This window comes from Nonomuraea sp. bgisy101 (assembly GCF_057708945.1).
In genome coordinates, this window is the sequence record NZ_JBYITD010000005.1 from 158,652 (window position 1) to 179,717 (window position 21,066).

General features: G+C 70.8%; 20 protein-coding genes and 2 riboswitches. Of the genes, 15 read left to right on the forward strand and 5 right to left on the reverse strand.

Annotation, left to right across the window (positions count from 1 at the left end; translation table 11 throughout):
• Positions 1-95 precede the first annotated feature (95 nt).
• The 5 genes from AC3EO4_RS11415 (at position 96) to AC3EO4_RS11435 (ending at position 4,813) form a co-directional block, all read left to right on the forward strand.
• A complete protein-coding gene (locus AC3EO4_RS11415; protein WP_431895263.1) occupies positions 96-1,703 on the forward strand; it encodes a sensor histidine kinase in 1,608 nt (535 codons plus the stop codon).
• Entirely contained in the window at positions 1,700-2,374 is a 675-nt protein-coding gene (locus tag AC3EO4_RS11420; RefSeq protein ID WP_379568467.1) for a response regulator, read from the forward strand. The genes AC3EO4_RS11415 and AC3EO4_RS11420 overlap by 4 nt, the downstream gene beginning before the upstream one ends.
• An 86-nt stretch (positions 2,375-2,460) precedes the next feature.
• Positions 2,461-2,892: a hypothetical protein gene (locus AC3EO4_RS11425; protein ID WP_379568465.1), complete on the forward strand. Its 432-nt coding sequence runs from the start codon at positions 2,461-2,463 to the stop codon at positions 2,890-2,892.
• 9 nt (positions 2,893-2,901) lie between these two features.
• Positions 2,902-3,489 (forward strand): phosphoribosylanthranilate isomerase, encoded by a 588-nt coding sequence (locus tag AC3EO4_RS11430; protein ID WP_431895265.1) that lies wholly within the window; start codon positions 2,902-2,904, stop codon positions 3,487-3,489.
• Positions 3,490-3,613: 124 nt separating this feature from the next.
• A complete protein-coding gene (locus tag AC3EO4_RS11435; protein WP_431895267.1) occupies positions 3,614-4,813 on the forward strand; it encodes a serine hydrolase domain-containing protein in 1,200 nt (399 codons plus the stop codon).
• Between the two features lie 148 nt (positions 4,814-4,961).
• Here the strand turns inward: AC3EO4_RS11435 and thiC are convergent, their stop codons facing one another.
• On the reverse strand, positions 4,962-6,644 hold the full coding sequence (thiC, locus tag AC3EO4_RS11440) for a phosphomethylpyrimidine synthase ThiC (protein WP_431895269.1): 1,683 nt from the start codon (positions 6,642-6,644) through the stop codon (positions 4,962-4,964).
• Positions 6,637-6,747, reverse strand: a riboswitch (TPP riboswitch). Its footprint overlaps the gene before it by 8 nt.
• A gap of 141 nt (positions 6,748-6,888) precedes the next feature.
• Here thiC and clsA point away from each other — a divergent pair.
• The 8 genes from clsA (at position 6,889) to AC3EO4_RS11480 (ending at position 17,010) form a co-directional block, all read left to right on the forward strand.
• Positions 6,889-7,518: a cardiolipin synthase ClsA gene (gene clsA / locus AC3EO4_RS11445; protein ID WP_379568457.1), complete on the forward strand. Its 630-nt coding sequence runs from the start codon at positions 6,889-6,891 to the stop codon at positions 7,516-7,518.
• A gap of 4 nt (positions 7,519-7,522) precedes the next feature.
• Complete coding sequence (locus AC3EO4_RS11450; protein WP_379568455.1) at positions 7,523-10,018, forward strand: sugar phosphate nucleotidyltransferase; 2,496 nt, start codon at positions 7,523-7,525, stop codon at positions 10,016-10,018.
• Positions 10,019-10,222: 204 nt separating this feature from the next.
• On the forward strand, positions 10,223-10,726 hold the full coding sequence (locus AC3EO4_RS11455) for a double zinc ribbon and FHA domain-containing protein (protein ID WP_354906861.1): 504 nt from the start codon (positions 10,223-10,225) through the stop codon (positions 10,724-10,726).
• Positions 10,727-10,749: 23 nt separating this feature from the next.
• Positions 10,750-11,376 (forward strand): transcriptional regulator FtsR, encoded by a 627-nt coding sequence (gene ftsR / locus AC3EO4_RS11460; protein ID WP_379568453.1) that lies wholly within the window; start codon positions 10,750-10,752, stop codon positions 11,374-11,376.
• Positions 11,377-11,610: 234 nt separating this feature from the next.
• Positions 11,611-12,081, forward strand: coding sequence for a bifunctional nuclease family protein (locus AC3EO4_RS11465; RefSeq protein ID WP_183661379.1), 471 nt, complete (start codon positions 11,611-11,613; stop codon positions 12,079-12,081).
• Positions 12,082-12,274: 193 nt separating this feature from the next.
• Positions 12,275-12,895: a MerR family transcriptional regulator gene (locus AC3EO4_RS11470; protein WP_379568451.1), complete on the forward strand. Its 621-nt coding sequence runs from the start codon at positions 12,275-12,277 to the stop codon at positions 12,893-12,895.
• A gap of 34 nt (positions 12,896-12,929) precedes the next feature.
• Positions 12,930-13,021: riboswitch (glycine riboswitch) on the forward strand.
• A 148-nt stretch (positions 13,022-13,169) separates the two neighbouring features.
• On the forward strand, positions 13,170-16,010 hold the full coding sequence (gene gcvP / locus AC3EO4_RS11475) for an aminomethyl-transferring glycine dehydrogenase (RefSeq protein WP_431895272.1): 2,841 nt from the start codon (positions 13,170-13,172) through the stop codon (positions 16,008-16,010).
• Positions 16,011-16,182: 172 nt separating this feature from the next.
• The gene (locus AC3EO4_RS11480; RefSeq protein ID WP_431895274.1) at positions 16,183-17,010 is read left to right on the forward strand and encodes a hypothetical protein; all 828 of its coding nucleotides are present in this window, start codon (positions 16,183-16,185) and stop codon (positions 17,008-17,010) included.
• Here the strand turns inward: AC3EO4_RS11480 and AC3EO4_RS11485 are convergent.
• Complete coding sequence (locus AC3EO4_RS11485) at positions 16,994-17,335, reverse strand: hypothetical protein (RefSeq protein ID WP_379568445.1); 342 nt, start codon at positions 17,333-17,335, stop codon at positions 16,994-16,996. The two genes, AC3EO4_RS11480 and AC3EO4_RS11485, sit on opposite strands and share 17 nt — an antisense overlap.
• A 206-nt stretch (positions 17,336-17,541) precedes the next feature.
• Here AC3EO4_RS11485 and AC3EO4_RS11490 point away from each other — a divergent pair, with 206 nt between their 5' ends.
• On the forward strand, positions 17,542-18,123 hold the full coding sequence (locus AC3EO4_RS11490) for an alpha/beta hydrolase family protein (protein ID WP_379568443.1): 582 nt from the start codon (positions 17,542-17,544) through the stop codon (positions 18,121-18,123).
• 3 nt (positions 18,124-18,126) lie between these two features.
• On the opposite strand, the gene AC3EO4_RS11495 is transcribed toward AC3EO4_RS11490, so the two are convergent.
• Both AC3EO4_RS11495 and AC3EO4_RS11500 read right to left on the reverse strand, forming a co-directional pair.
• Entirely contained in the window at positions 18,127-18,324 is a 198-nt protein-coding gene (locus tag AC3EO4_RS11495) for a DUF5999 family protein (RefSeq protein WP_354906855.1), read from the reverse strand.
• Positions 18,325-18,564: 240 nt separating this feature from the next.
• Positions 18,565-19,137: a TetR/AcrR family transcriptional regulator C-terminal domain-containing protein gene (locus AC3EO4_RS11500; RefSeq protein ID WP_431895276.1), complete on the reverse strand. Its 573-nt coding sequence runs from the start codon at positions 19,135-19,137 to the stop codon at positions 18,565-18,567.
• A 170-nt stretch (positions 19,138-19,307) separates the two neighbouring features.
• Between AC3EO4_RS11500 and AC3EO4_RS11505 the strand changes: the two genes are divergently transcribed.
• Positions 19,308-19,685: a hypothetical protein gene (locus tag AC3EO4_RS11505; protein WP_379568439.1), complete on the forward strand. Its 378-nt coding sequence runs from the start codon at positions 19,308-19,310 to the stop codon at positions 19,683-19,685.
• Positions 19,686-19,791: 106 nt separating this feature from the next.
• Here AC3EO4_RS11505 and AC3EO4_RS11510 read toward each other — a convergent pair whose 3' ends face one another.
• Positions 19,792-20,859, reverse strand: coding sequence for a DmpA family aminopeptidase (locus AC3EO4_RS11510; protein WP_431895278.1), 1,068 nt, complete (start codon positions 20,857-20,859; stop codon positions 19,792-19,794).
• Positions 20,860-21,066 lie beyond the last annotated feature (207 nt).

Here is a 21,066-nt window from a genome sequence, read left to right on the forward strand (position 1 = left end):
CCTCCATCTTACGGGCGGATGTCCGGCCACTTGGAGGATGCGAACTCCTCCGTCGGGAGGATCGAGCAGGTCGCGCCCGTCGATACGGTTGTGCCATGCGATGGCGTGGTCTGGCACCGGACGTGCTGCTCGCCGTCTCCGGAATCGCCCTCGACCTGCTGATGTCGGGCAAGGCAGGCGGTCCGCAGTCCGAGTGGCGCGTCCCCCTGTTCGCGGTGCTGGTCGGCGCCCCCATGGGGCTGGTACGCCACCGGCCCGTCCACGTCAGCCTCTACCTGGTCGGCTTCCTCGTCTTCACCGACCAGATCGGCTCCTTCACCTCCAACACCGCGCAGATCCTGCTGTGCGTGGCGATCGGCGCCACCGGCTACCACCGCGGCTGGCTCGCCACCCTGGGGGTCGTGGCCGCGGGCGCGCTGGCCACCGGGCTCAACATCGCCGACCCCGGCATCGCCTTCACCCGCAACGCCTGGTTCTACTCCGTCGGCATCGCCCTGCTGCCCGCCCTCGTCGGCCGCTACCTGCGCGGCCCCGCAGGACGGCTCGAAGCACCCGAGATCACCCCGGACGTGCTGCTGGCGGGCGCGGGGGTGGCGGTGGCCGTCCTCGGGACCTGGCCCTCCTGGCACACCGGCAGCCAGCCCGCATGGGTGATCGGCTCCTTCGTCGTGGCGGCGGGCCTCGCGCTGGGGGTGGCCAGGCGGCTGCCGGCCGCCGTGTTCGCGGTGGAAGGGGCGCTGCTGCTGAGCGCGCACCAGTTCATCCCCGCGACCACCGGCACCATCCAGGTCGCGATGCTGACCGCGGTCGGCGTGTTCGCGATGCGGGTCGCCTCCTGGTTCTGGAACCTCGTGGTCTACGTCACCGCCAGCTCGCTGGCCGCGATGGTGGTGGTCAACGGCGAGGGCAACGTCACCGCGCTCAGGGTGGTCCTGCTGCTGGTGGTCGTCGCCACTCCCATCGCGATCGGCAGGTACGCCGGGGCCAGGCAGTCGGCCGCCGAGGCCGAGCGGCTGCGGGTGCGCGAGTCCGAACGGCTGGCCATCGCGCAGCTGCGCGCCGACCAGCTGGCCGAGCGCGAGCGCCTCGCCCGCGAGGTGCACGACATCGTCGCCCACCACGTCGGCGCCATGGTGCTGCGGGCCTCCGCCGCCCGCTACGCCGCGCCCGACGGCCCCGTCGCCGACGCGCTCGCCGACATCAAGGAGACGGGTCACCAGGTGCTCGAGGACCTGCGCGGCCTGCTCGACGTGCTGCGCGACCCGGCCGGCGACGCCGTACTGCTGGCCGACCCCGCCGACGTGGTCGCCGAGTCGGCCGAGCGGATGAGCGCCGCCGGGCTGATCGTCGACCTCGACCTCGACCCCGCGCTCGGTGAGGCGCCGCTGGTGGCGAGGGCCTCGGCCGCGCGCATCGTCCAGGAGGGCCTGACCAACGTGCTCAAGCACGCGGGCCCCGGCACCGCCGTCAGGGTCGGGCTGGCCGCAGGCGAGGGCGAGCTGGTCGTCGAGGTCGCCAACGGCCGTCCACCCACCATCCGCGAGCCGCTGCCGTCCTCGGGCCAGGGTCTGGCCGGCATGCGCGAACGGGCCAAGGCCCTGGGCGGCACGCTGACCGCGGGTCCCGACGGCGGCGGCTGGCGCCTGGCCGTGACCCTTCCCTACCCCCAGGCCACGATGGCGACGACCAAGGTGACGACGTGATTCGAGTGGTGGTGGCCGACGACCAGGCCCTGGTGAGGGCGGGCGTCCGCATGTTGCTGCAGGCGACGGGCGACATGGAGGTCGTCGGCGAGGCCGACGACGGCGCGGAGGCTGTCCGTCTGGCCGAGCACCACAGGCCCGACGTCGTGCTCATGGATCTGCGCATGCCGCGGGTCGACGGGCTCGAGGCGATCAAACGGATCCTGGCCGCCCAGCCGGCCGCGAAGATCGTCGTGCTGACCACCTTCGCCGACGACTCCAACGTCTACGCCGCGCTGCGCGTCGGCGCGCTCGGGTTCCTGGTCAAGGACGACGAACCCGAACGCATGGTCGACGCCGTGCGCAGGGCCGCCTCAGGCGAGCAACTGCTCGCGCCCTCCGTCCTGCGCAGGGTCGTCGAACGGGCGCTGGCCGCCGAGCAGCAGACCACGCCCACCCCCGCCGGGCTCACCGAGCGCGAGCTCGAGGTGCTCGCCCTGGTCGGCACCGGCCTGTCGAACGCCGAGATCGCCGACCGCCTCCACGTCGGCGTCACCACGGTCAAGACTCATGTCGGCTCGGCCATGGAGAAGCTCGGCCTGCGCAACCGCATCCAGGCCGCGGTCGTCGCCCACCGCATCGGCCTGGTCGACGCCGCCTTCCGCCCGGTGCGCCATCCGCCCAGGGGCTGATCGGGGGGTCACCCGGCAGGCTGACGACCCCGCCGGGCCCGCCCGGCCACGATGTGGTCCTCACCTCAGAAGGAAGGACCACCCTCATGCACGACGTGACCTCAGCCACGTCCGTCCCCGTCTCGTCCGGGCTGCTCTACACCCTGCGCGTGCTGGTGCTCGCCCACGCCGTCTCGCTGCTGGTGGCGGCCTCGTTCGCCGGGCAGGCGCTGGTCTACGGCGACACCTCGCTCGTGGCCGACCTCGCGACGGCCGAGACCCATGTCATGATCGGCATGGTCGCCCACCTGGTCGGCCTGCTCCAGGTGATCGCCGCCGTCCTCTACTGGCGTCCCGGCAGGGGCGCGGGCTGGCCCGCCCTCGCGAGCCTCGCCCTGTTCCTGCTCGGCATCGCCCAGCACTTCCTGCTGATCTTCGTCGGCCTCGGCGCGCACGTTCCCAACGGCGTGCTCATGTTCGGTCTGCTGGCCCTCACCACGGTGTGGGCGTGGTCGCCCTCGGCCGCGCGGCGCCGATAGGCTTTGGCCATGTTCGTGAAGATCTGCGGGTTGAGCGAGCCCGAGCACGTCGAGGCGGCCGTCGAGGCCGGCGCCGACGCGATCGGGTTCGTGATGACCCGGAGCCCGCGCAGGGTGAGTCCCGCGCGGGCCGCCGAGCTGGCCGCGCCGGTCCCGGCCCACGTGCTGACCGTCGGCGTCTTCATGGGCGAGCCCGTCGAAGAGGTACGGCAGGCCGCCACGGCCGCAGGGGTGCGGGCCGTCCAGCTGCACGGCCGTCACCCGCACGCGGACTTCACCGCGCTGAAGGACCTCGGTCTCACGCTCGTGCGCGCCGTCCCGGCCGACGCCGACCTGCGGACAGGGGCGTTCGACGAGGACCTGCTGATCGTGGACGCGCCCAGGGCCGGCGCCGGCGAGCCCTGGGACTGGGCGGCCGTCCGCGGCGGCCCCTCGGGCCACTGGCTGCTGGCCGGCGGCCTCGATCCCGGCAACGTACGGCAGGCGATCGCCGCGGCGCAGCCGTGGGGCGTCGACGTCTCCAGCGGCGTGGAGGTCTCCAGGGGCGTGAAGGACTCCGCCCTCATCCGCGCCTTCCTCCAGGCCGCCCGCGCCTGAGACTTCGGTCGCCTCCCCTCCTTTCAGGGGATGAGCGGAGAAGTCCTCCTTCCCGCCGAGGTTTCCATGATCACTGGCATGCCATAGTGAGCCCGTCCGGAAACTTCGCGAGAAGGGCGACAGGATGGCATGGAAGAGGATGGCCGCACTGGGCCTCGGGGCGCTGCTCGTCTTGGCCGGCGTCGCTCCGGCCGCGCACGCCGCAGGACCGGGGCTCGACAGGAAGGAGCTGCGGCGCACGCTCGAGGAGGTGCCCAAGGGCGGCGTCGCCGGGGCCTACTCCGCCGTCCGGGACGGATGGCGGCACTGGCGCGGCGCGGCGGGCCTGGCCGACCTGGAGGCAGGGCGTCCCACGCGGCCCGCCATGTACCACCGGATCGGCAGCATCACCAAGACCTTCGTCGCCACCGCCGTCCTGCAGCAGGTCGAGCAGGGCAAGGTACGGCTGGACGCCCCCGTCGAGGAGTACCTGCCCGGGCTGCTGCCCGACCGGCGCGTCACCGTCAGGATGCTGCTCAACCACACCAGCCACCTCGGCGACTACGACACCGCGCTGATCACCGGCCCCGACAGCCTCGAAGAGATGCGCGTGCGGCAGTTCAGCGACGAGGAGCTCATCCGCCTCGGCCTCGGCGTCGGCCCGTCGGGGGAGCCGGGCGACTCGCCGGGCAGCTACTCCAACACCAACTACATCGTGCTCGGCCTGCTGCTCGACAAGGTCACGGGGATGTCCGCCGAGCGCTACATCACCCGCCACGTGATCCAGCGGGCGGGACTGTCGCACACGTTCTTCCCGAACACGCCGGAGCTGCCCCGCCCGCACGCGAAGGCGTACACGTCCTTCTTCGGCTCCTTCCCGCTCAGGGACTTCAGCACGTTCAACATGTCGTGGGGCGGCACGGCGGGCGCGATGGTCTCGACGATGGAGGATCTCAACCGCTTCTTCCGCGCGCTGCTCACCGGCCGGTTGATCGGCCAGGACCAGCTCGCGGAGATGCGGAGGACGGGTCCGATCACGCCGGGGCCGGGGGTCCCCGTCACCTTCGACTACGGCCTCGGCCTCATCGCCTACGACACGCCCTGCGGGAAGCTGTGGGGGCATGACGGCGGCGTCATCGGCATGGCGACGCTGTCGCTCAGCACCGAGGAGGGCGGCAGGCAGGCCTCGTCCGGCATCAACACGACCTGGCACCCGGGGGCCGAGGCGGGCACGCAGGCCTGGGCCGCGCACACCGTGGGCGCCGTGTGCGGGACCACCGGCAGGTTCACGGCCACCGACGCCAAGAATCTGCTGCTCGACGCGAGCGCGCCCGTGAAGCGCTGACCTCAGGCGTACCCCGGCCTCGTGACCCCGGTCTCGCGGTCCCGGTCTCGCGGTCCCGGCCTCCCGGTCCAGGGACCGCTACGACGGCCGGCCCGCGCCGCCCGGCCCCTGCGGCAGGCGGCGCGGGCGTTCCGCGGCAGGTCGGGCCTCAGCGCCGCTCGGGAAGCGGCAGGTAGATCTCGCCGCCGCCGCGCACGAACTCCTCCGCCTTCTCCCGCATCCCCGCCTGCGCCCGCAGGTCGTGGGAGATCCGCATCGAGCAGAACTTCGGCCCGCACATCGAGCAGAAGTGCGCCGTCTTGGCCGGGGTCGCGGGCAGCGTCTCGTCGTGGAAGGCCCGCGCGGTGTCAGGGTCCAGTGAAAGGTCGAACTGGTCCTCCCACCGGAACTCGAACCGCGCATCCGACAGCGCGTCGTCCCACGCCTGCGCCCCCGGGTGCCCCTTGGCCAGGTCCGCGGCGTGCGCGGCGATCTTGTAGGTGATGACGCCGGTCTTGACGTCGTCCTTGTCGGGCAGGCCGAGGTGCTCCTTCGGGGTGACATAGCAGAGCATCGCCGTGCCGTACCAGCCGATCATGGCCGCGCCGATGCCCGAGGTGATGTGGTCGTAGCCGGGCGCGATGTCGGTGACCAGGGGACCGAGGGTGTAGAAGGGGGCGTCGTCGCAGAGCTCGCGCTGCAGCTCCACGTTCTCCTTGATCTTGTGCATCGGTACGTGGCCCGGACCTTCGATCATGACCTGCACGTCGTGCGCGTGAGCGATCTTGGTGAGCTCGCCCAGCGTGCGCAGCTCGGCGAACTGCGCCTCGTCGTTGGCGTCGGCGATCGAGCCCGGCCGCAGCCCGTCGCCCAGTGAGAAGGCGACGTCGTAGGAGGCGAGGATGTCGCACATCTCCTCGAAGTGCTCGTACAGGAAGCTCTCGCGGTGGTGTGCCAGGCACCATGCCGCCATGATCGAGCCGCCGCGGGAGACGATGCCCGTCTTGCGGCCGACGGTGAGCGGCACGTACGCCAGCCGCACCCCCGCGTGGACGGTGACGTAGTCGACGCCCTGCTCGCACTGCTCGATGAGCGTGTCGCGGTAGACCTCCCACGACAGGTGCGCGGCGACCCCGTTGACCTTCTCCAGGGCCTGGTAGAGGGGGACGGTGCCGATCGGGACGGGCGAGTTGCGGATGATCCACTCGCGGGTGGTGTGGATGTCGCGGCCCGTCGACAGGTCCATGACGGTGTCGGCGCCCCAGCGGATGGCCCAGGTCATCTTCTCCACCTCCTCCTCGACGGAGGAGGTGATGGCGGAGTTGCCGATGTTGGCATTGATCTTGACGAGGAAGTTCCTGCCGATGATCATCGGCTCGCTCTCGGGGTGGTTGACGTTGGCGGGGATGATCGCCCTGCCCGCGGCCACCTCCGCGCGGACGAATTCGGGGTCCACGCCCTCCCTGACGGCGACGAACTCCATCTCCCTGGTCACCACGCCCCTGCGGGCGTAGGCGAGCTGGGTGACGGGCGCGCCCGCGGCCCTGAGGGGGTCGCGGCGCTCGCCGGCGAACAGGTTCGCGCCCGCCCGCTTCCAGGCCGCCTGGTCGCGGTAGCCGTCGTCGATGGGCTTGACGTGGCGGCCGCCGTACCTGGCGACGTCGCCGCGGTCGAGGATCCACTGTTCGCGAAGGGGGCGCAGGCCGCGGGTGACGTCGGTCTCCACGCTGGGGTCGGTGTAGGGGCCGGAGGTGTCGTAGACGGTGAAGGATCCGCCGTCGCTCAGCTCGATCCGGCGTGCCGGGACCCTGAGATCGCCCTGGTAGATCTTGGAAAAACGCGCGCCACTCATCGCGCAAACTCCCTTCGCCGGCATTACCCGGAGCAGGTTCTGGCGGTCGGCGGCTGTAGCCGTCCTCTCAGCCCGGTCACACCGGGCTCCCGCGTTGGTCGGCGCAACCGTAACCCGATCACCGGGGGGCCGCGCAACCCCCGGCTTCTTCGGATGCCCGAAATGCCGCGGCGGTCCGCGAGCGGATCCATCGGGCCACGGCGCGGCAGCGTGCGCTGGTCGGCGACGCAGTAGGGTCGCAAGCGTGAGCGAAACTTCCGCCCCTTCGTCAGCGGAGGACCGGATCTGGACGGTTCCTAACCTGCTGAGCTTCCTGCGTCTCCTCGGTGTGCCCGTGTTCCTTTGGCTGGTTCTCGGACCCAAGGCGGACGGCTGGGCGATCGGGCTGCTCATGGTGGCGGGGTTCACCGACTGGCTCGACGGCAAGATCGCCCGCGCCTGGAACCAGACCAGCAGGCTGGGCCGCCTCATCGACCCGGCCGCCGACAAGCTCTATGTCTTCGCCACCCTCCTCGGCCTGGTGCTCAGGGAGGTGATCCCGTGGTGGCTGGTCGCGATCATCCTGGCACGGGAAATCTTCGTCGGATGTTTCTTCCCCGTGCTCCGCAAATACGGCTACAAGGCACTGCCTGTGCATTTTCTTGGCAAAGCGGCCATGGCCAATCTGATGTACGCCTTCCCGCTGCTCTTCCTGGCCTCGCACACCGGCTCCTGGTATGCCGATATTGCGAGGATTATCGGATGGGCGTTCGCCATTTGGGGAACGGGTCTGTACTGGTGGGCAGGCGTGTTGTATGTGGTACAGGTGCGCCAGCTCGTCACCGCTGCCAAGGGGGAGCTGCGCGAACCCGGGCAAACTGCGACGAAGGAGTGATCGGGTGAAGGCGGTCGTCATGGCAGGCGGGGAGGGCACGAGGTTGCGGCCGATGACCGCGAACCAGCCCAAACCCCTGCTTCCTGTGGTCAACCGCCCGATCATGGAACACGTGCTCCGGTTGCTGCGGAAACACGGCCTGACCGAGACCGTGGTCACGGTCCAGTTCCTTGCCGCGCTGGTGCGCAGCTACTTCGGCGACGGCGACGAACTGGGCATGCGCCTGCACTACGCCACGGAAGACCTTCCCCTCGGTACGGCGGGCAGCGTCAAGAACGCCGCCGACAAACTCCGCGACGACCGCTTCCTCGTCATTTCCGGCGACGCTCTGACCGATATCGATTTATCGGACATGATCCGGTTTCATCGGGAGAATTCGGCCCTCGTCACTATCGGTCTGACGCGCGTCCCCAACCCGCTCGAGTTCGGGATCATCATCGTCGACGATCAGGGCAGGGTGCAGCGTTTCCTCGAAAAGCCCACCTGGGGCCAGGTCTTCTCCGACACGGTGAACACCGGCATCTACGTCATGGAGCCCGAAGTCCTCGACGACGTCCCCGCGGGAGAGGCCGTCGACTGGTCCTCTGACGTCTTCCCCCGCCTGCTCGAACGCGGCGCGCCCATCTACGGCTACGTCTCCGACTGCTACTGGGAGGACGTCGGCACCCACGAGAGCTACCTGAAGGCCCAGGCGGACGCGCTGTCAGGGCGGGTCAAGCTCGACGTCGGCGGCTTCGAGATGTCGCCGGGCGTCTGGGTGGGCGAGGGCGCCGAGGTGGACCCCGAGGCCGTGCTCAAGGGCCCGCTGCTCATCGGCGACTACGTCAAGATCGAGGCGGGCGCCGAGCTGCGCGAGTACACCGTGCTCGGCAGCAACGCCGTCGTGCGCGAGGGCGCCTTCCTGCACCGCGCCGTGGTCCACGACAACGTCTACATCGGTCCGGGCGCCCACCTGCGCGGCTGCGTCATCGGCAAGAACACCGACCTGATGACCGGCGCCCGCATCGAGGAGAACGCCGTCGTCGGTGACGAGTGCGTCATCGAGGCCGAGGCGTACGTCTCCAGCGGCGTCAAGGTCTACCCCTTCAAGACCGTCGAGGCGGGCGCGGTCGTCAACACCAGCGTCATCTGGGAGTCGCGCGGCCAGCGCAGCCTGTTCGGCCCCCGCGGCGTCAGCGGCCTGGTCAACGTCGAGATCACCCCCGAGCTCTGCGTCCGGCTGGCCAGCGCCTACGCCACCACCCTGAAGAAGGGCGACCAGGTCATCACCTCGCGCGACTCCTCCCGCGCGGCGAGGGCGCTCAAACGCGCCGTGATCAGCGCGCTGACCGCGGGCGCCATCGACGTGCTCGACCTGGAGGCCATGCCGCTGCCCGTGGCCCGCTTCCACACCTCCCGCAGGCCCGCCAGCGGCGGCATCGCGCTGCGCACCACCTCCGGCGACCCGCAGAGCGTCGACATCGTCTTCATGGACTCCCACGGCGCCGACCTCAGCCCCACCGCACAGCGCAAGCTGGAACGCGTCTTCTCCCGCCAGGAGTTCCGCAGAGCCTTCCCCGGCGAGATCGCCGAGCTGAGCTTCCCAGCCAGAGCGGTCGAGGACTACGCGCAGGAGCTGCTGCGCTGCGTCGACATGACGGGCGTCAACGACATGAAGGTCGTCGTGGACTGCGCGGGCGGCACCGCCTCGGTGGTGCTGCCCACCCTGCTCGGCCGTCTCGGCGTCGAGGTGCTGACCGTCAACGCCAGACTCGACTCCGCCTCGCCCACCGAGACGCTCGCCGAGCGCCGCCGCGACCTGCAGCGCCTTTCCGAACTCGTCGGCTCCTCACGCGCCTCCTTCGGCGTCCGCTTCGACCCCGTCGGCGAGCGCATCGCCCTGGTCGACGAGATGGGCCAGCTCATCAGCGAGGAGCGGGCGCTGCTGGTGGTGCTCGACCTGGTCGCCGCCGAACGCCGCCGCGGCAGGGTGGCGCTCCCGGTGACCACGACCAGGGTGGCCGAGCAGGTGTGCCGCTTCCACGGCGTCCAGGTCGAGTGGACCTCCACCTCGCTCGACGCGCTCACCTCCGCGGCCGCCAAGCCGTACATGATCTTCGCGGGTGACGGCAGGGGTGGCTTCATCGTGCCGGAGTTCGGGCCCACGGTGGACGGCCTGGCCGCCTTCCTGCGCCTGCTCGGCCTCGTGGCCCGCACCCGTCTGACGCTCAGCCAGATCGACGCGCGGATCCCGGAGGCCAAGCTGCTCAAGCGGACGGTCCCGACGCCGTGGGCCACCAAGGGGGCGGTGATGCGCTCGGTGATCGAGGCCGCCGAGGGCTTCCGCGTCGACACCACCGACGGCGTGCGGGTCGTCGGGGACGACGGGCGCTGGGCTCTCATCCTGCCCGCCGCCTCGGAACCCGCCACCGACCTGTGGGCCGAAGCGCACGATTTCGACACAGCAGAGGCATTCCTTGACAGATGGGCGCGCGTCGTGGAGCAGGCCGCAGGAACGTGACAACACAAGTGGCGCGGCGGCATGGACCTTGGGGGCGGCTCGGCGGTAACTTTGTCACCGTCCGAACCGCCGTGCGGCGTCCCGCCTTGACCTTTGCCAGTGATCAGCGTAAGTTGCGGCATTCGCAATCGTGAACGAGCGAGAGGCGTGGGGCGTCCTGATCAACCGTCGCCGCGTTCTCGCGGTAGGAGGCCGAGCCGATAGATGCCGTACGTCTACTGTACGCAGTGCGGTCATGCCAACCCCGAGGATGCCCGTTTCTGCTCCCGGTGTGGGTCGCCGCTGACCAGACATGAGGTCTCGGGAGACACCACCTCGACGATCTCCGTCGCGGGAATCGAGGCGTATGAGGCGGAGACGGCCGACGCCCTCCTTGCCGAGCGGGCCGCCGTCGAGCAACTCCCGCCCGGCGCGGCGCTGCTCGTCGTGACACGCGGCCCCAACGCGGGCAGCCGCTTCCGCCTCGACCGTGACCTGACGACGACGGGCAGGCACCCCGAGAGCGACATCTTCCTCGACGACATCACGGTCTCGCGGCGGCACGTGGAGTTCTACCGGCATCCCGGTGGCGCCTTCACCGTCCGCGACGTCGGCAGCCTCAACGGCACCTACGTCAACAGGGAGCGCATCGAGGAGGTTCCCCTCCACAGCGGCGACGAGGTGCAGATCGGCAAGTTCCGCCTCGTCTTCCTCACGCGGGGCGCATGAGCTCCCAGGCGGCGCGGTCGCACATGAGCATCGGGGAGGTGCTCGCCCTGCTGCAGGGCGACTTCCCCGATGTCACCATCTCCAAGATCCGTTTCCTCGAGAGCGAGGGGCTGATCGAGCCAGAGCGCAGCCCCTCCGGGTTTCGCAAGTTCACCTACATGCACGTGGAGCAGCTGCGCTTCATCCTCACCGAGCAGCGCGACCACTACCTGCCGCTGCGCGTCATCAAGGACAAGATGGCCGAGGAGCTCGGCCGCCCGCGGGCCCTGCCCGAGGCCAAGGAGGTCAGGTTCAGCCGCGCCGAGCTGCTGGAGGCCAGCGGGCTCGACGACGAGACGCTCACCGAGCTCGAGGACTACGGCCTGCTCGCGCCGGTCGCCAGGCGCTATGACGAGGACGCGCTGAACGTGGCCCGCAGCGTCGGCTCCCTGGCCAAGTACGGCCTGCACGCCAGGCACCTGCGCGCGGTCAAGGCCGCGGCCGAGCGCGAGGCCGGTCTGGTCGAGCAGACCGTCGCCCCCATTCTCAAACGGCGCGCCCCCGGCGCCATCGGCGAGGCCGGCGAGACGGCCAGACAGCTGTCGGGGCAGCTCCTCGACCTGCACGCCGCCCTTCTGCGGGCCGCCGTCCGCTCTGTTCTCGGCGGCTGAGTCCCGGCCGCCATACCCGTTCGGGACACGTCCGGCGCGCTCCCGCGCGGCCGCTGCGAGAGTTTCGAACGCCCGCTCCGCCGACGCCGCAGGGGGTGGAGGCGGTGAGCGAAGGGATCACGGAGGCGGGTAGGTTGGCTGGGAGCCTCAGGGGCAGGGATATTACTTACCCAGTGGGTGTTACGTTGAAGTGCGGAAGATTCCGGCCCATGGATCGTGAATTCGGAGCAGCCCGTGTTGCAGATGGAGGTAGTGGGCGTTCGCGTTGAAATGCCCACAAATCAGCCGATCGTTCTGCTCAAGGAGGCGCAGGGTGAGAGGTTTCTCCCGATCTGGATAGGAATGACCGAAGCCACGGCCATCGCCCTTGCCCAAGCGGAGGAGCCGCCGCCCAGGCCATTGACCCACGACCTGTTCAGGGATGTGCTGAGCGCGCTGGGCGTCGGCCTGCGCGCGGTCAACATCGTCGCTCTGCGTGATGGGATCTTCTTCGCCGATCTGGTGTTCTCCAACGGCGTCGAGGTCAGCGCGCGCCCGTCCGACTCCATCGCCCTGGCACTGCGCACCGGTGCGCGGATCTTCGCCAGCGAGGAGGTCGTGCAGGAGGCCGGGGTGATCATCCCTGATGACCAGGAGGATGAGGTGGAGAAGTTCAGGGAGTTCCTTGACACCATCACGCCCGAGGACTTCGGACGCGCTGGGTAGGACTCCCTTCGTGAAGGCTCGTACCCTTGGCCGACACCTGGGGTACGCATTTCACTGCATTTACGCTTCACGACGCGCCGAGCCGGATCGTTGACTGCGGATGGTCACGGTCCTACGGTGCAAGTGAAACCTGTGGTTGTCCTTTGCGAACCCCCAGATCAGACCACGGGATGAGAGAAAGCCGGAGGTCCGCGTGGCGGTCAGCAGCGGCGAGGGAAAGACGGCCGGCCAGGAAGACCCGGTGCGGCGCGAGAGTGCGCGCCAGCGTGCGGGTGAGCAGGGCCTGCTCTTCGACGAGCAGCCTACGACTCTGCCTGGCGACATCGGCTATCGCGGCCCCACGGCCTGCGCGGCGGCCGGCATCACCTACAGGCAACTGGACTACTGGGCGCGCACGGGCCTGGTCGAACCCACGATAAGAGCCGCTCAGGGCTCGGGTTCCCAGCGCCTCTACAGCTTCCGCGACATCCTGGTGCTCAAGGTCGTCAAGCGGCTGCTCGACACCGGCGTGTCGCTCCAGCAGATCCGCACCGCCGTCCAGCACCTGAGAGACAGGGGCGTCGGCGACCTCAGCAGGATCACGCTCATGAGCGACGGAGTGAGCGTCTACGAGTGCACCTCGGCCGACGAGGTCATCGACCTGCTGCAAGGCGGTCAGGGAGTGTTCGGTATCGCGCTGGGCAGGGTCTGGCGCGAAGTCGAGGGATCGCTCGCGGAGCTGCCGGGGGAACGGGCGGCGGTCGAGGACACCGTCCCGGCCGACCATCCCGCTGACGAACTGGCCCAGCGCCGCAAGGCTCGCCGACTGGGCTGATCCCCGAACGCTGGTAGCCTAGGCCTGTAGCTGACGACCCCGTGCGGGAGAGTCCCCGGGCATCCGGGGCGCCGAAGGAGCAACCCTCCCCGGAATCTCTCAGGCATCCAGTACCGCTCGGGTGAGGCAACTCTGGAAAGCAGGCACGCCAGCCAGGCGCGTCTCACCGACGGTGCAAGCCCGCGGAATCGCGGGCGAACCTCTCAGGTTGATGACAGAGGGGGAGACCCGGCATAAGCCCGTGCGCTCTCCATCAGCCTTGGGAGGCAGATCCATGACCGAGCCCCTCAGCGACCTCGCTGCCCCGCCTTTCGCGACCCGTCATATCGGTCCCTCGGACGCCGAGCAGGCCAAGATGCTGGAGGCGGTCGGTTTCGAGTCGGTCGCCGACCTCGTGGCTGTCGCCGTGCCCGAGGCCATCAGGGCCAAGGACCAGTTGAGGCTGCCCGCCGCGGCCGGCGAGACCGAAGTGATCGCCGAGCTGCGGGCGCTGGCCGACCGCAACAAGGTGCTCACCTCGATGATCGGCCTGGGTTACTACGACACGATCACCCCGGCCGTGATCAGGCGTAACCTGCTGGAGAACCCCGGCTGGTACACCGCCTACACGCCCTACCAGCCCGAGATCTCCCAGGGCAGGCTCGAGGCGCTGCTCAACTTCCAGACCGTCGTCTCCGATCTGACCGGCCTCGACGTGGCGGGCGCCTCCCTGCTGGACGAGGCCACGGCCGCCGCCGAGGCGATGACGCTGGCGCGCAGGGCCGGCAAGTCCAAGAGCAACGTCTTCGTCGTTGACGCGGACGCGCTGCCCCAGACCAAGGCCGTCCTGGCCACCAGGGCCGAGCCGCTGGGCATCGAGCTGGTCGTCGACTCCCTCGACGGCGAGCTGCCCGAGTGTTTCGGCGTGCTCGTGCAGTACCCGGGCGCCTCCGGCCGCCTGCGTGACTTCCGCGCCCTGGCCGAGGCGGCCCACGCGCACAACGCGCTGGTGGTGGCCGCCGCCGACCTGCTGTCGCTGACGCTGGTCGCCGCCCCCGGCGACCTGGGCGCCGACATCGCGATCGGCTCCTCGCAGCGCTTCGGCGTGCCGTTCGGCTTCGGCGGGCCGCACGCCGCCTACATGTCGGTCCGCGAGGGCCTGCAGCGGCAGATGCCGGGACGGCTCGTCGGCGTGTCGGTGGACGTCGACGGCGACCCCGCCTACCGCCTGGCCCTGCAGACCCGCGAGCAGCACATCCGCAGGGAGAAGGCCACCAGCAACATCTGCACCGCCCAGGTGCTGCTGGCCGTCATCGCCGGCATGTACGCCGTCTACCACGGCCCCGAGGGGCTGCGCCGCATCGCCCAGCGCACCCACCGCATGGCCGTCACGCTCGCCGCCGCCCTGCGCGGGGGACGGGTCGAGGTCGTCCACGACGTCTTCTTCGACACCGTGCTGGCCCGCGTGCCCGGCAGGGCCGCCCAGGTCGTCGCCTCCGCCGCCGAGCGCGGGATCAACGTGTGGGCGGCCGACGCCGACCACGTCTCGATCGCCTGCGACGAGAAGACGACCCTGGCCCACCTGGAGCAGGTCGCCGCCGCGTTCGGCGTGAGCGTCTCGCTGACCGACCTGGCCGGTGAGGACGCGCTGCCCGGGGAACTGGTCAGGGAAGGCGACTACCTCACCCACCCGGTCTTCCACAGCCACCACTCCGAGACCTCGATGCTGCGCTACCTGCGCAGGCTCCAGGACAAGGACATCGCGCTCGACAGGTCGATGATCCCGCTCGGCTCCTGCACGATGAAGCTCAACGCCACCACCGAGATGGAGCCCATCACCTGGCCCGAGTTCGCGGGCATCCACCCCTACGCGCCCGTCGAGCAGGCCGGCGGCTACGTCGAGCTGGTCGAGACGCTGGAGGGCTGGCTGGCCGAGGTGACCGGCTACGACGCCGTCTCCATCCAGCCGAACGCGGGCTCGCAGGGCGAGTTCGCCGGGCTGCTGGCCATCCGCGCCTACCACCGCGCCAACGGCGACACCCACCGCGACGTCTGCCTCATCCCCTCCTCCGCGCACGGCACCAACGCCGCCAGCGCCGTCATGGCGGGCATGCGCGTCGTGGTCGTGGCCTGCGACGACGACGGCAACGTCGACCTGGCCGACCTCGACGCCAAGATCGCCAAGCACGCGGACACGCTGGCCGCGATCATGGTGACGTACCCGTCCACGCACGGCGTCTACGAGGAGACGATCACCGAGGTCTGCGCCAAGGTCCACGAGGCGGGCGGCCAGGTCTACGTCGACGGGGCCAATCTCAACGCCCTGGTCGGTCTCGCCAAGCCGGGCGAGTTCGGCGCCGACGTCTCCCACCTCAACCTGCACAAGACCTTCTGCATCCCGCACGGCGGTGGCGGGCCCGGCGTGGGTCCCGTGGCCGTCCGCGGTCACCTGGCCGCCTACCTGCCGGGACACCCGCTGCACAACGGCTCGCCCGTCGGCCCCGTCTCGGCCGCGCCGTACGGCTCGGCCGGGATCCTGCCGATCTCGTGGGCCTACGTCAGGATGATGGGCGGTGAGGGCCTCAAGGCCGCCACCGAGCAGGCCATCCTGTCGGCCAACTACCTCGCCAGGCGCCTGGCCCCGCACTACCCCGTGCTCTACACCGGGCGTGGCGGCCTGGTCGCCCACGAGTGCATCATCGACCTGCGCCAGATCACCAAGGAGACCGGCGTCACGGTCGACGACGTGGCCAAGCGCCTGATCGACTACGGCTTCCACGCGCCGACCATGTCCTTCCCCGTCGCGGGCACGCTCATGATCGAGCCGACCGAGAGCGAGGACCTGGCCGAGATCGACAGGTTCGTCGAGGCGATGGTCGCCATCCGCGGCGAGATCGCCAAGGTGGCCGACGGCTCCTACGACAAGACCGACAACCCGCTGCGCAACGCCCCGCACACCGCGGAGTCGCTGGTGGCCGACGAGTGGACGCACCCGTACACGCGGACCGAGGCCGCCTACCCCGTCCAGGGGCTGCGCGACGGGAAGTACTTCTCGCCCGTGCGCAGGATCGACCAGGCCTACGGCGACCGCAACCTGGTCTGCGCCTGCCCGCCCCTGTCGGCGTACGAGGACTGACCGATCGAGCGACCGAGGACGGGCGGCCTTCCCACGGAAGGCCGCCCGTCCGGCTTCGTCGGGCCGGAGCCAACACCGGTGCACAGGATGGTCATGTCGGGCGACGCGGCGGCCCGAAATCGTTAGGCTCGACGTTGATCGCCATCGGTTGGTCGCCGTCGAAGGAGCCTTGTTGACGTCCCCCGAGCTCGACACCCCGCTGACCACCGGCCCGCTCGAGCGGGCCCGCCGTCTCGCAGAGAGCGGCGATCTGGAAGGCGCGGCCGCGATCTTCGCGGAGCTGTCCGCCGACCCCGAGGGTCACGACAGGGCGCAGGCCGCCGTCGGGCTCGCCGTGGTGCTGGAGGAGCGGGGCGACCTGGCGGGCGCCAGGACCGCCGCCCGGGCCGCGCTGGCCACGGGACACCCCGAGTACGCCGCGCAGGCCGCCTGCCACCTCGCGCGCGGCTTCGAGCGGGAGGGCAACGCCGAGCAGGCCAGGGGCGCGTGGCAGGCCGTCATCGGCGTCGGGACGGCCGCCTATCTTCCCCTGGCGCATCTCGCGCTGGCTCACCTGGCCACCGGAGAGGAGGAGGCCGAGCGCGAGCTGCGGGCGGCGATCGCGGTCGGCGACCCCGACCTGAGCTCCCGCGCCGCCCAGGAGCTGGCCGAGCTGCTGCTGGACGGCGGCGAGCCTGGAGAGGCGGCCGCGGTGCTCGTCGAGGCGCTGCCACTGGCTGAAGGCGCGCACGAGGGGCGGCTGCGGGTCCTGCTCGGCATCGCCCACCTCGAACTGGCGTGCGCCGAGTTCGCCGGCGCGGTGGAGTTCAGCCAGGAGGCGGAGACCAGCGCGTTGGCCATCGAGCTGCTCGCTCGCACGCTGCCGCTACGGGGGCGCGCCGACGACGCCGAGCGCGTCTGGGACTACGGCCTCACCCACCCCGACGAGGAACTGGCCGCGCAGGTGCGCCTGCGACTCCACCGCGACCTCGACGCGGAGTCCCTCAGTCCCGGCGCATGAGGGCGCCGGCGGCGGCCACGTTGATGATGACGATGCAGATCCACACCAGGGCCAGGCCGGCGAAGCCCGCCTGACCCCCGGCGATGGCCGACAGGGGGATGGCCATGCCCATGGAGCCGAGCGCGATGGGCGCGATCGGGGCGGCGCCCTTGTCGCCCTTCTTCTTCTTGGACGGGCGCTGGGCGCTCACCTCCGCCCTGACCCGCTCGGCGATGGTGGCGTCGAGCTTGGCGACGAAGGACTCGACGAGGGCGGCCTCATAGTCGGGACCCAGGTCCTTGCGGGTCTCAAGGGTGGCTCGCAGCTCGTCACGGATCTCAGACATGCGGCCAATGTCCCACGGCGTCCGACGCGCTGCCATCCTTCCCCGGAAGGATCCCTCCCGCCCCGCCATGAGGGTCGACCCTGACTCCCGCGCCGCGCCCGGGACTCCCGGGCGCCCCTGCCGAGGACGCCGACGTCCAAGCCCGAGGGTGTGGGTCGGTGCGGAGCGGGAAAGGCCCGGGCGGCTACCGTGGGAGGGTGGAGATCATGACGCCGCGGGGGGCGGCACTGGTCGACGTCGACGAGGTCGAGCGGCCCAGGTTCCTGCTGGTCCTCACTCACGGCTCGGCCGGCGGCGTGGACGCGCCCGACCTGCTGGCCGTACGAGAAGCGGCCACGGCCATGGGGGCCACGGTGGCCAGGGTGACCCAGCCGTTCAGGCGGGCCGGGGCCAGGGCGCCGGGCTCGCCCGTGCGCCAGGACGAGGCGTGGCTGGCCGTCATCAAGGAGCTGACCGGGCGCTGGCCGGGGATCCCGCTCGTCCAGGGCGGCAGGAGCAACGGGGCCAGGGTCGCGTGCCGTACGGCCGAGGCGGCGGGCGCGGACGCGGTCGTGGCGCTGGCCTTCCCCCTGCACCCACCGGGAAAGCCGGAAAAGTCGCGAGCGGACGAGCTGCGGGGCGCTGGGGTGGACGTGTTGGTCGTGAACGGGGACAGGGATCCCTTCGGGGTGCCCGACGCCGCCGACGCGGCACGCCTGGTTGTGCTGCGAGGGGAGGGGCACGACCTCAAGAAGGACCCCGCGAAGGTCGGTGAGGTGGTCGCCGACTGGCTCGCGGGGCGGTACTGACGGTCAGGCGGCGCCGACCAGCGGCAACGGCCTGTGGGGGGCGATGACGTCGCCGCTGGGCAGCAGCTCCCCGGTGTCCTCGAACAGGACCACACCGTTGCACAGCAGGCTCCATCCCTGCTCGGGGTGCGACGCGAGCGTGCGTGCGGCCTCGCGGTCGGGCGCCTCAGCAGACGGACAGGCCGGGTCGTGCGGGCACATCGGCGTGCCTCCGATATCTCTTGGGTGGCTCCCTCGCTGGAAGCGGCGGGGGAGCGGCTCTGGGCTGTTTCGTATTCTGCGCCAAGTGTGCGGCGTGCGTCACAGTTTCCGACATAGCCCGTTCGGACGATTCAAGGAGGATCCCCGGGGGTGGTTCAGACCATGTGACCCACGACACAGGGTGCCTTACACAAGATAACGGACCAACGTCGACACGCCGACGGGCTGGTAAACCCTGGGTTATGAGGCCAGTCCTCGCAGCATCGCCTCCAGGCCGCGCTCGAAGTCGGCGTCGGCGCGCTCGTCGCGGCGGGTCCATGTGTCGCGCTCCGGGTCGGCCCAGCCCGACTGCTGGACCTCCACCGCGACGCTGCCGAAGACGAACGCGCGCATCGTGCGCACGGCTTCGGCGGCCTCGGTCAGCCCAGCGTCCGTCAACTGCTCGACCTGCTCCATGATGGCGATCGCCGTAGCCCCTTTGGGGGGTTTGGTCAGGGCCAGCGCGAGCACTCCCGGGTGCTCCCTGAGGGCCTCTCTTTGCGCTCTGCACCACTGTCTGGCCGTCTCCTGCCAGCTCGTGGCGGGATCGACCTGGATGGCGGTCACGTGCTCGGCCAGCGCGTCCATCAGCGCCTCCTTGCCGCGGGGCAGATGGTGGTAGATGGCCATGGCCTCCACCTGGAGCGCGTCGCCGAGCCTGCGCATGGTCAGCCTGCGCAGGCCCTGGCCGTCGGCGATGTGGAGGGCGGCGTCGATGATGCGCTCGCGGGACAGCGGGACGGGCGGTCGCTTGGCCGGCATGGAGATCACCATGCCATACTTTGTAAAGGCGGTCACCTGTTTCCCCATGGGCGTGTCGAAGCCATGGGATGCCGTACGGCCCGGGTGTGGTCACCCGAGTGGGTGTTCGGGCGCCGGACCGCGTACGCTACCGGTCGTAACGAGTGAAAGGGAGCTGTCCGATGGCGTTTTTCCGTCCGCGTGTGAGCCGTGAGGCCGAGGTGCGCTTCCACGCCGACCAGGAGATCTCCAAGAGCTTCCCCGAACTGATCGAGAAGGCCAGGCAGGCCGAGTCCGTGGTGCACGACCTGCGCGAGGCCGACGCTCCGGAGTTCGAGCTGCGCGCGGCGGGCCTGCTGTTCGACAAGGCGCTCACCGACGCCCTGAGGGCGGCCGAGGCGGGTCAGCGCTCCACGTTCGGCGTGAAGGCCTACGACGACCGCATCGCCCGCCGCAAGGCCAAGGCCACGCCCGACGGCGCGCGCTGGACCGCCGAGGTCGACAAGCTGCGCACGCTCCGCGAGGAGAACAGGCTCACCGGCATCCCGACCCTGCCCCGCCTGGTGCCCTCCGCCCGCTGACCGGGCGCTCCTGGCACGTCTGGTTCCGCTGCCGGAACCGGGCGCACCCGGTTCCGCCGCCGTACGAGTGCGCACGCTGTCCCCGCGGCGGCGTGCGCTTCGCGTGTCAGGACGTGATGAGGTCGATCGTGCGGGCGATCGGCAGCGCGGGGGAGCGGTGCCCGTTCCTGCCGGTCATCTCCTCCGCCCCGGTGAGGGCGTTGAGCACGGACTCCTCCACCGCCTCCACCACGGCGGCGAAGAAGGGGTCCAGCCGCCCCCACGGCACGAACCGCAGGCTCTGGTAGTCCTCCTCGGTGACGAAGCCGCTCGTCAGCGCGCCCGCGTTGGCCGTGGACAAGGCCAGGAAGATGTCCCCGGAGAAGTGGCTGCCCGTCGTGCCGGTCCTGGCCAGGCCCAGAGGCACCCTGCGGGCCAGCGCCTTGCACTGCCCGGGGAGCAGCGGCGCGTCGGTCGCGATCACCGCGATCACCGAGCCGGCGCCCGAGGGGGCGTACCAGTTCGTGGTGCCCATCGGGTCGTCGTCGAGCAGCAGGGGCCCGACCCTGTGCCCCGCGATGGTCAGCTCATGACGGCTGCCGAAGTTCGCCTGCACGAACACGCCCACCGTGCAGGTGTCGGAGCCGTGCTCGACCAGCCGCGAGGCCGTACCGGAACCGCCCTTGAACGAGTAGCAGTTCATTCCGGTGCCGCCGCCGACGTTGCCCTCGGCGACAGGGCCCGACGCGGCGGCCTCGATGGCCTGGGCGGCGTGCTCCGGCCGGACGTGCGGGGCGTTGATCTCGTTGAGGTAGCCGTCCCACGTCTCGGTGACCACCGGCAGCAGCCACTCGGCGGCCAGGCGCGGGTGCGCGCCCGCCACCCAGTCGATCACTCCCCGGTGGACGGTGCCGACCGCGTGGGTGTTGGTGATCGTGACGGGGAGGGTCAGCGCGCCGATCTCCTCGATCCACGCGGTGCCGGTCATCTCGCCGTTGCCGTTGAGGGAGTGGGTGGCCGCCGCGCACGGCACGCCGACGCCGTCCCTGCCCCTCGGCAGGATCGCGGTCACGCCCGTGCGGGCCCCTCCCTCGGTCAGGGTGACGTAGCCGACCTCGACGCCGGGCACGTCGGTGATCGCGTTCCAGCGGCCTGGGCGACCGTCAAGGGTGATCGGCAGGTCGCGGGCTCTCATAGGGCTCTCCTCGGTCTCCGGGATGGCCGCCGTCGTCATCCTCGTGGTGGAGAAGCGGTCGCCCCGGGGCAGCTCGTCGAGGCCGGCCGGGCCACATCCGCATTCTTCGGCACGCCTGCCGATCACGGCAAGGCCCCTGCCTCGCCTCGGCCCGTACCCGCTGCCCGGCGCGTCCCCCGTGGCCGGCGCCGAGGACGCCCGTGGCGG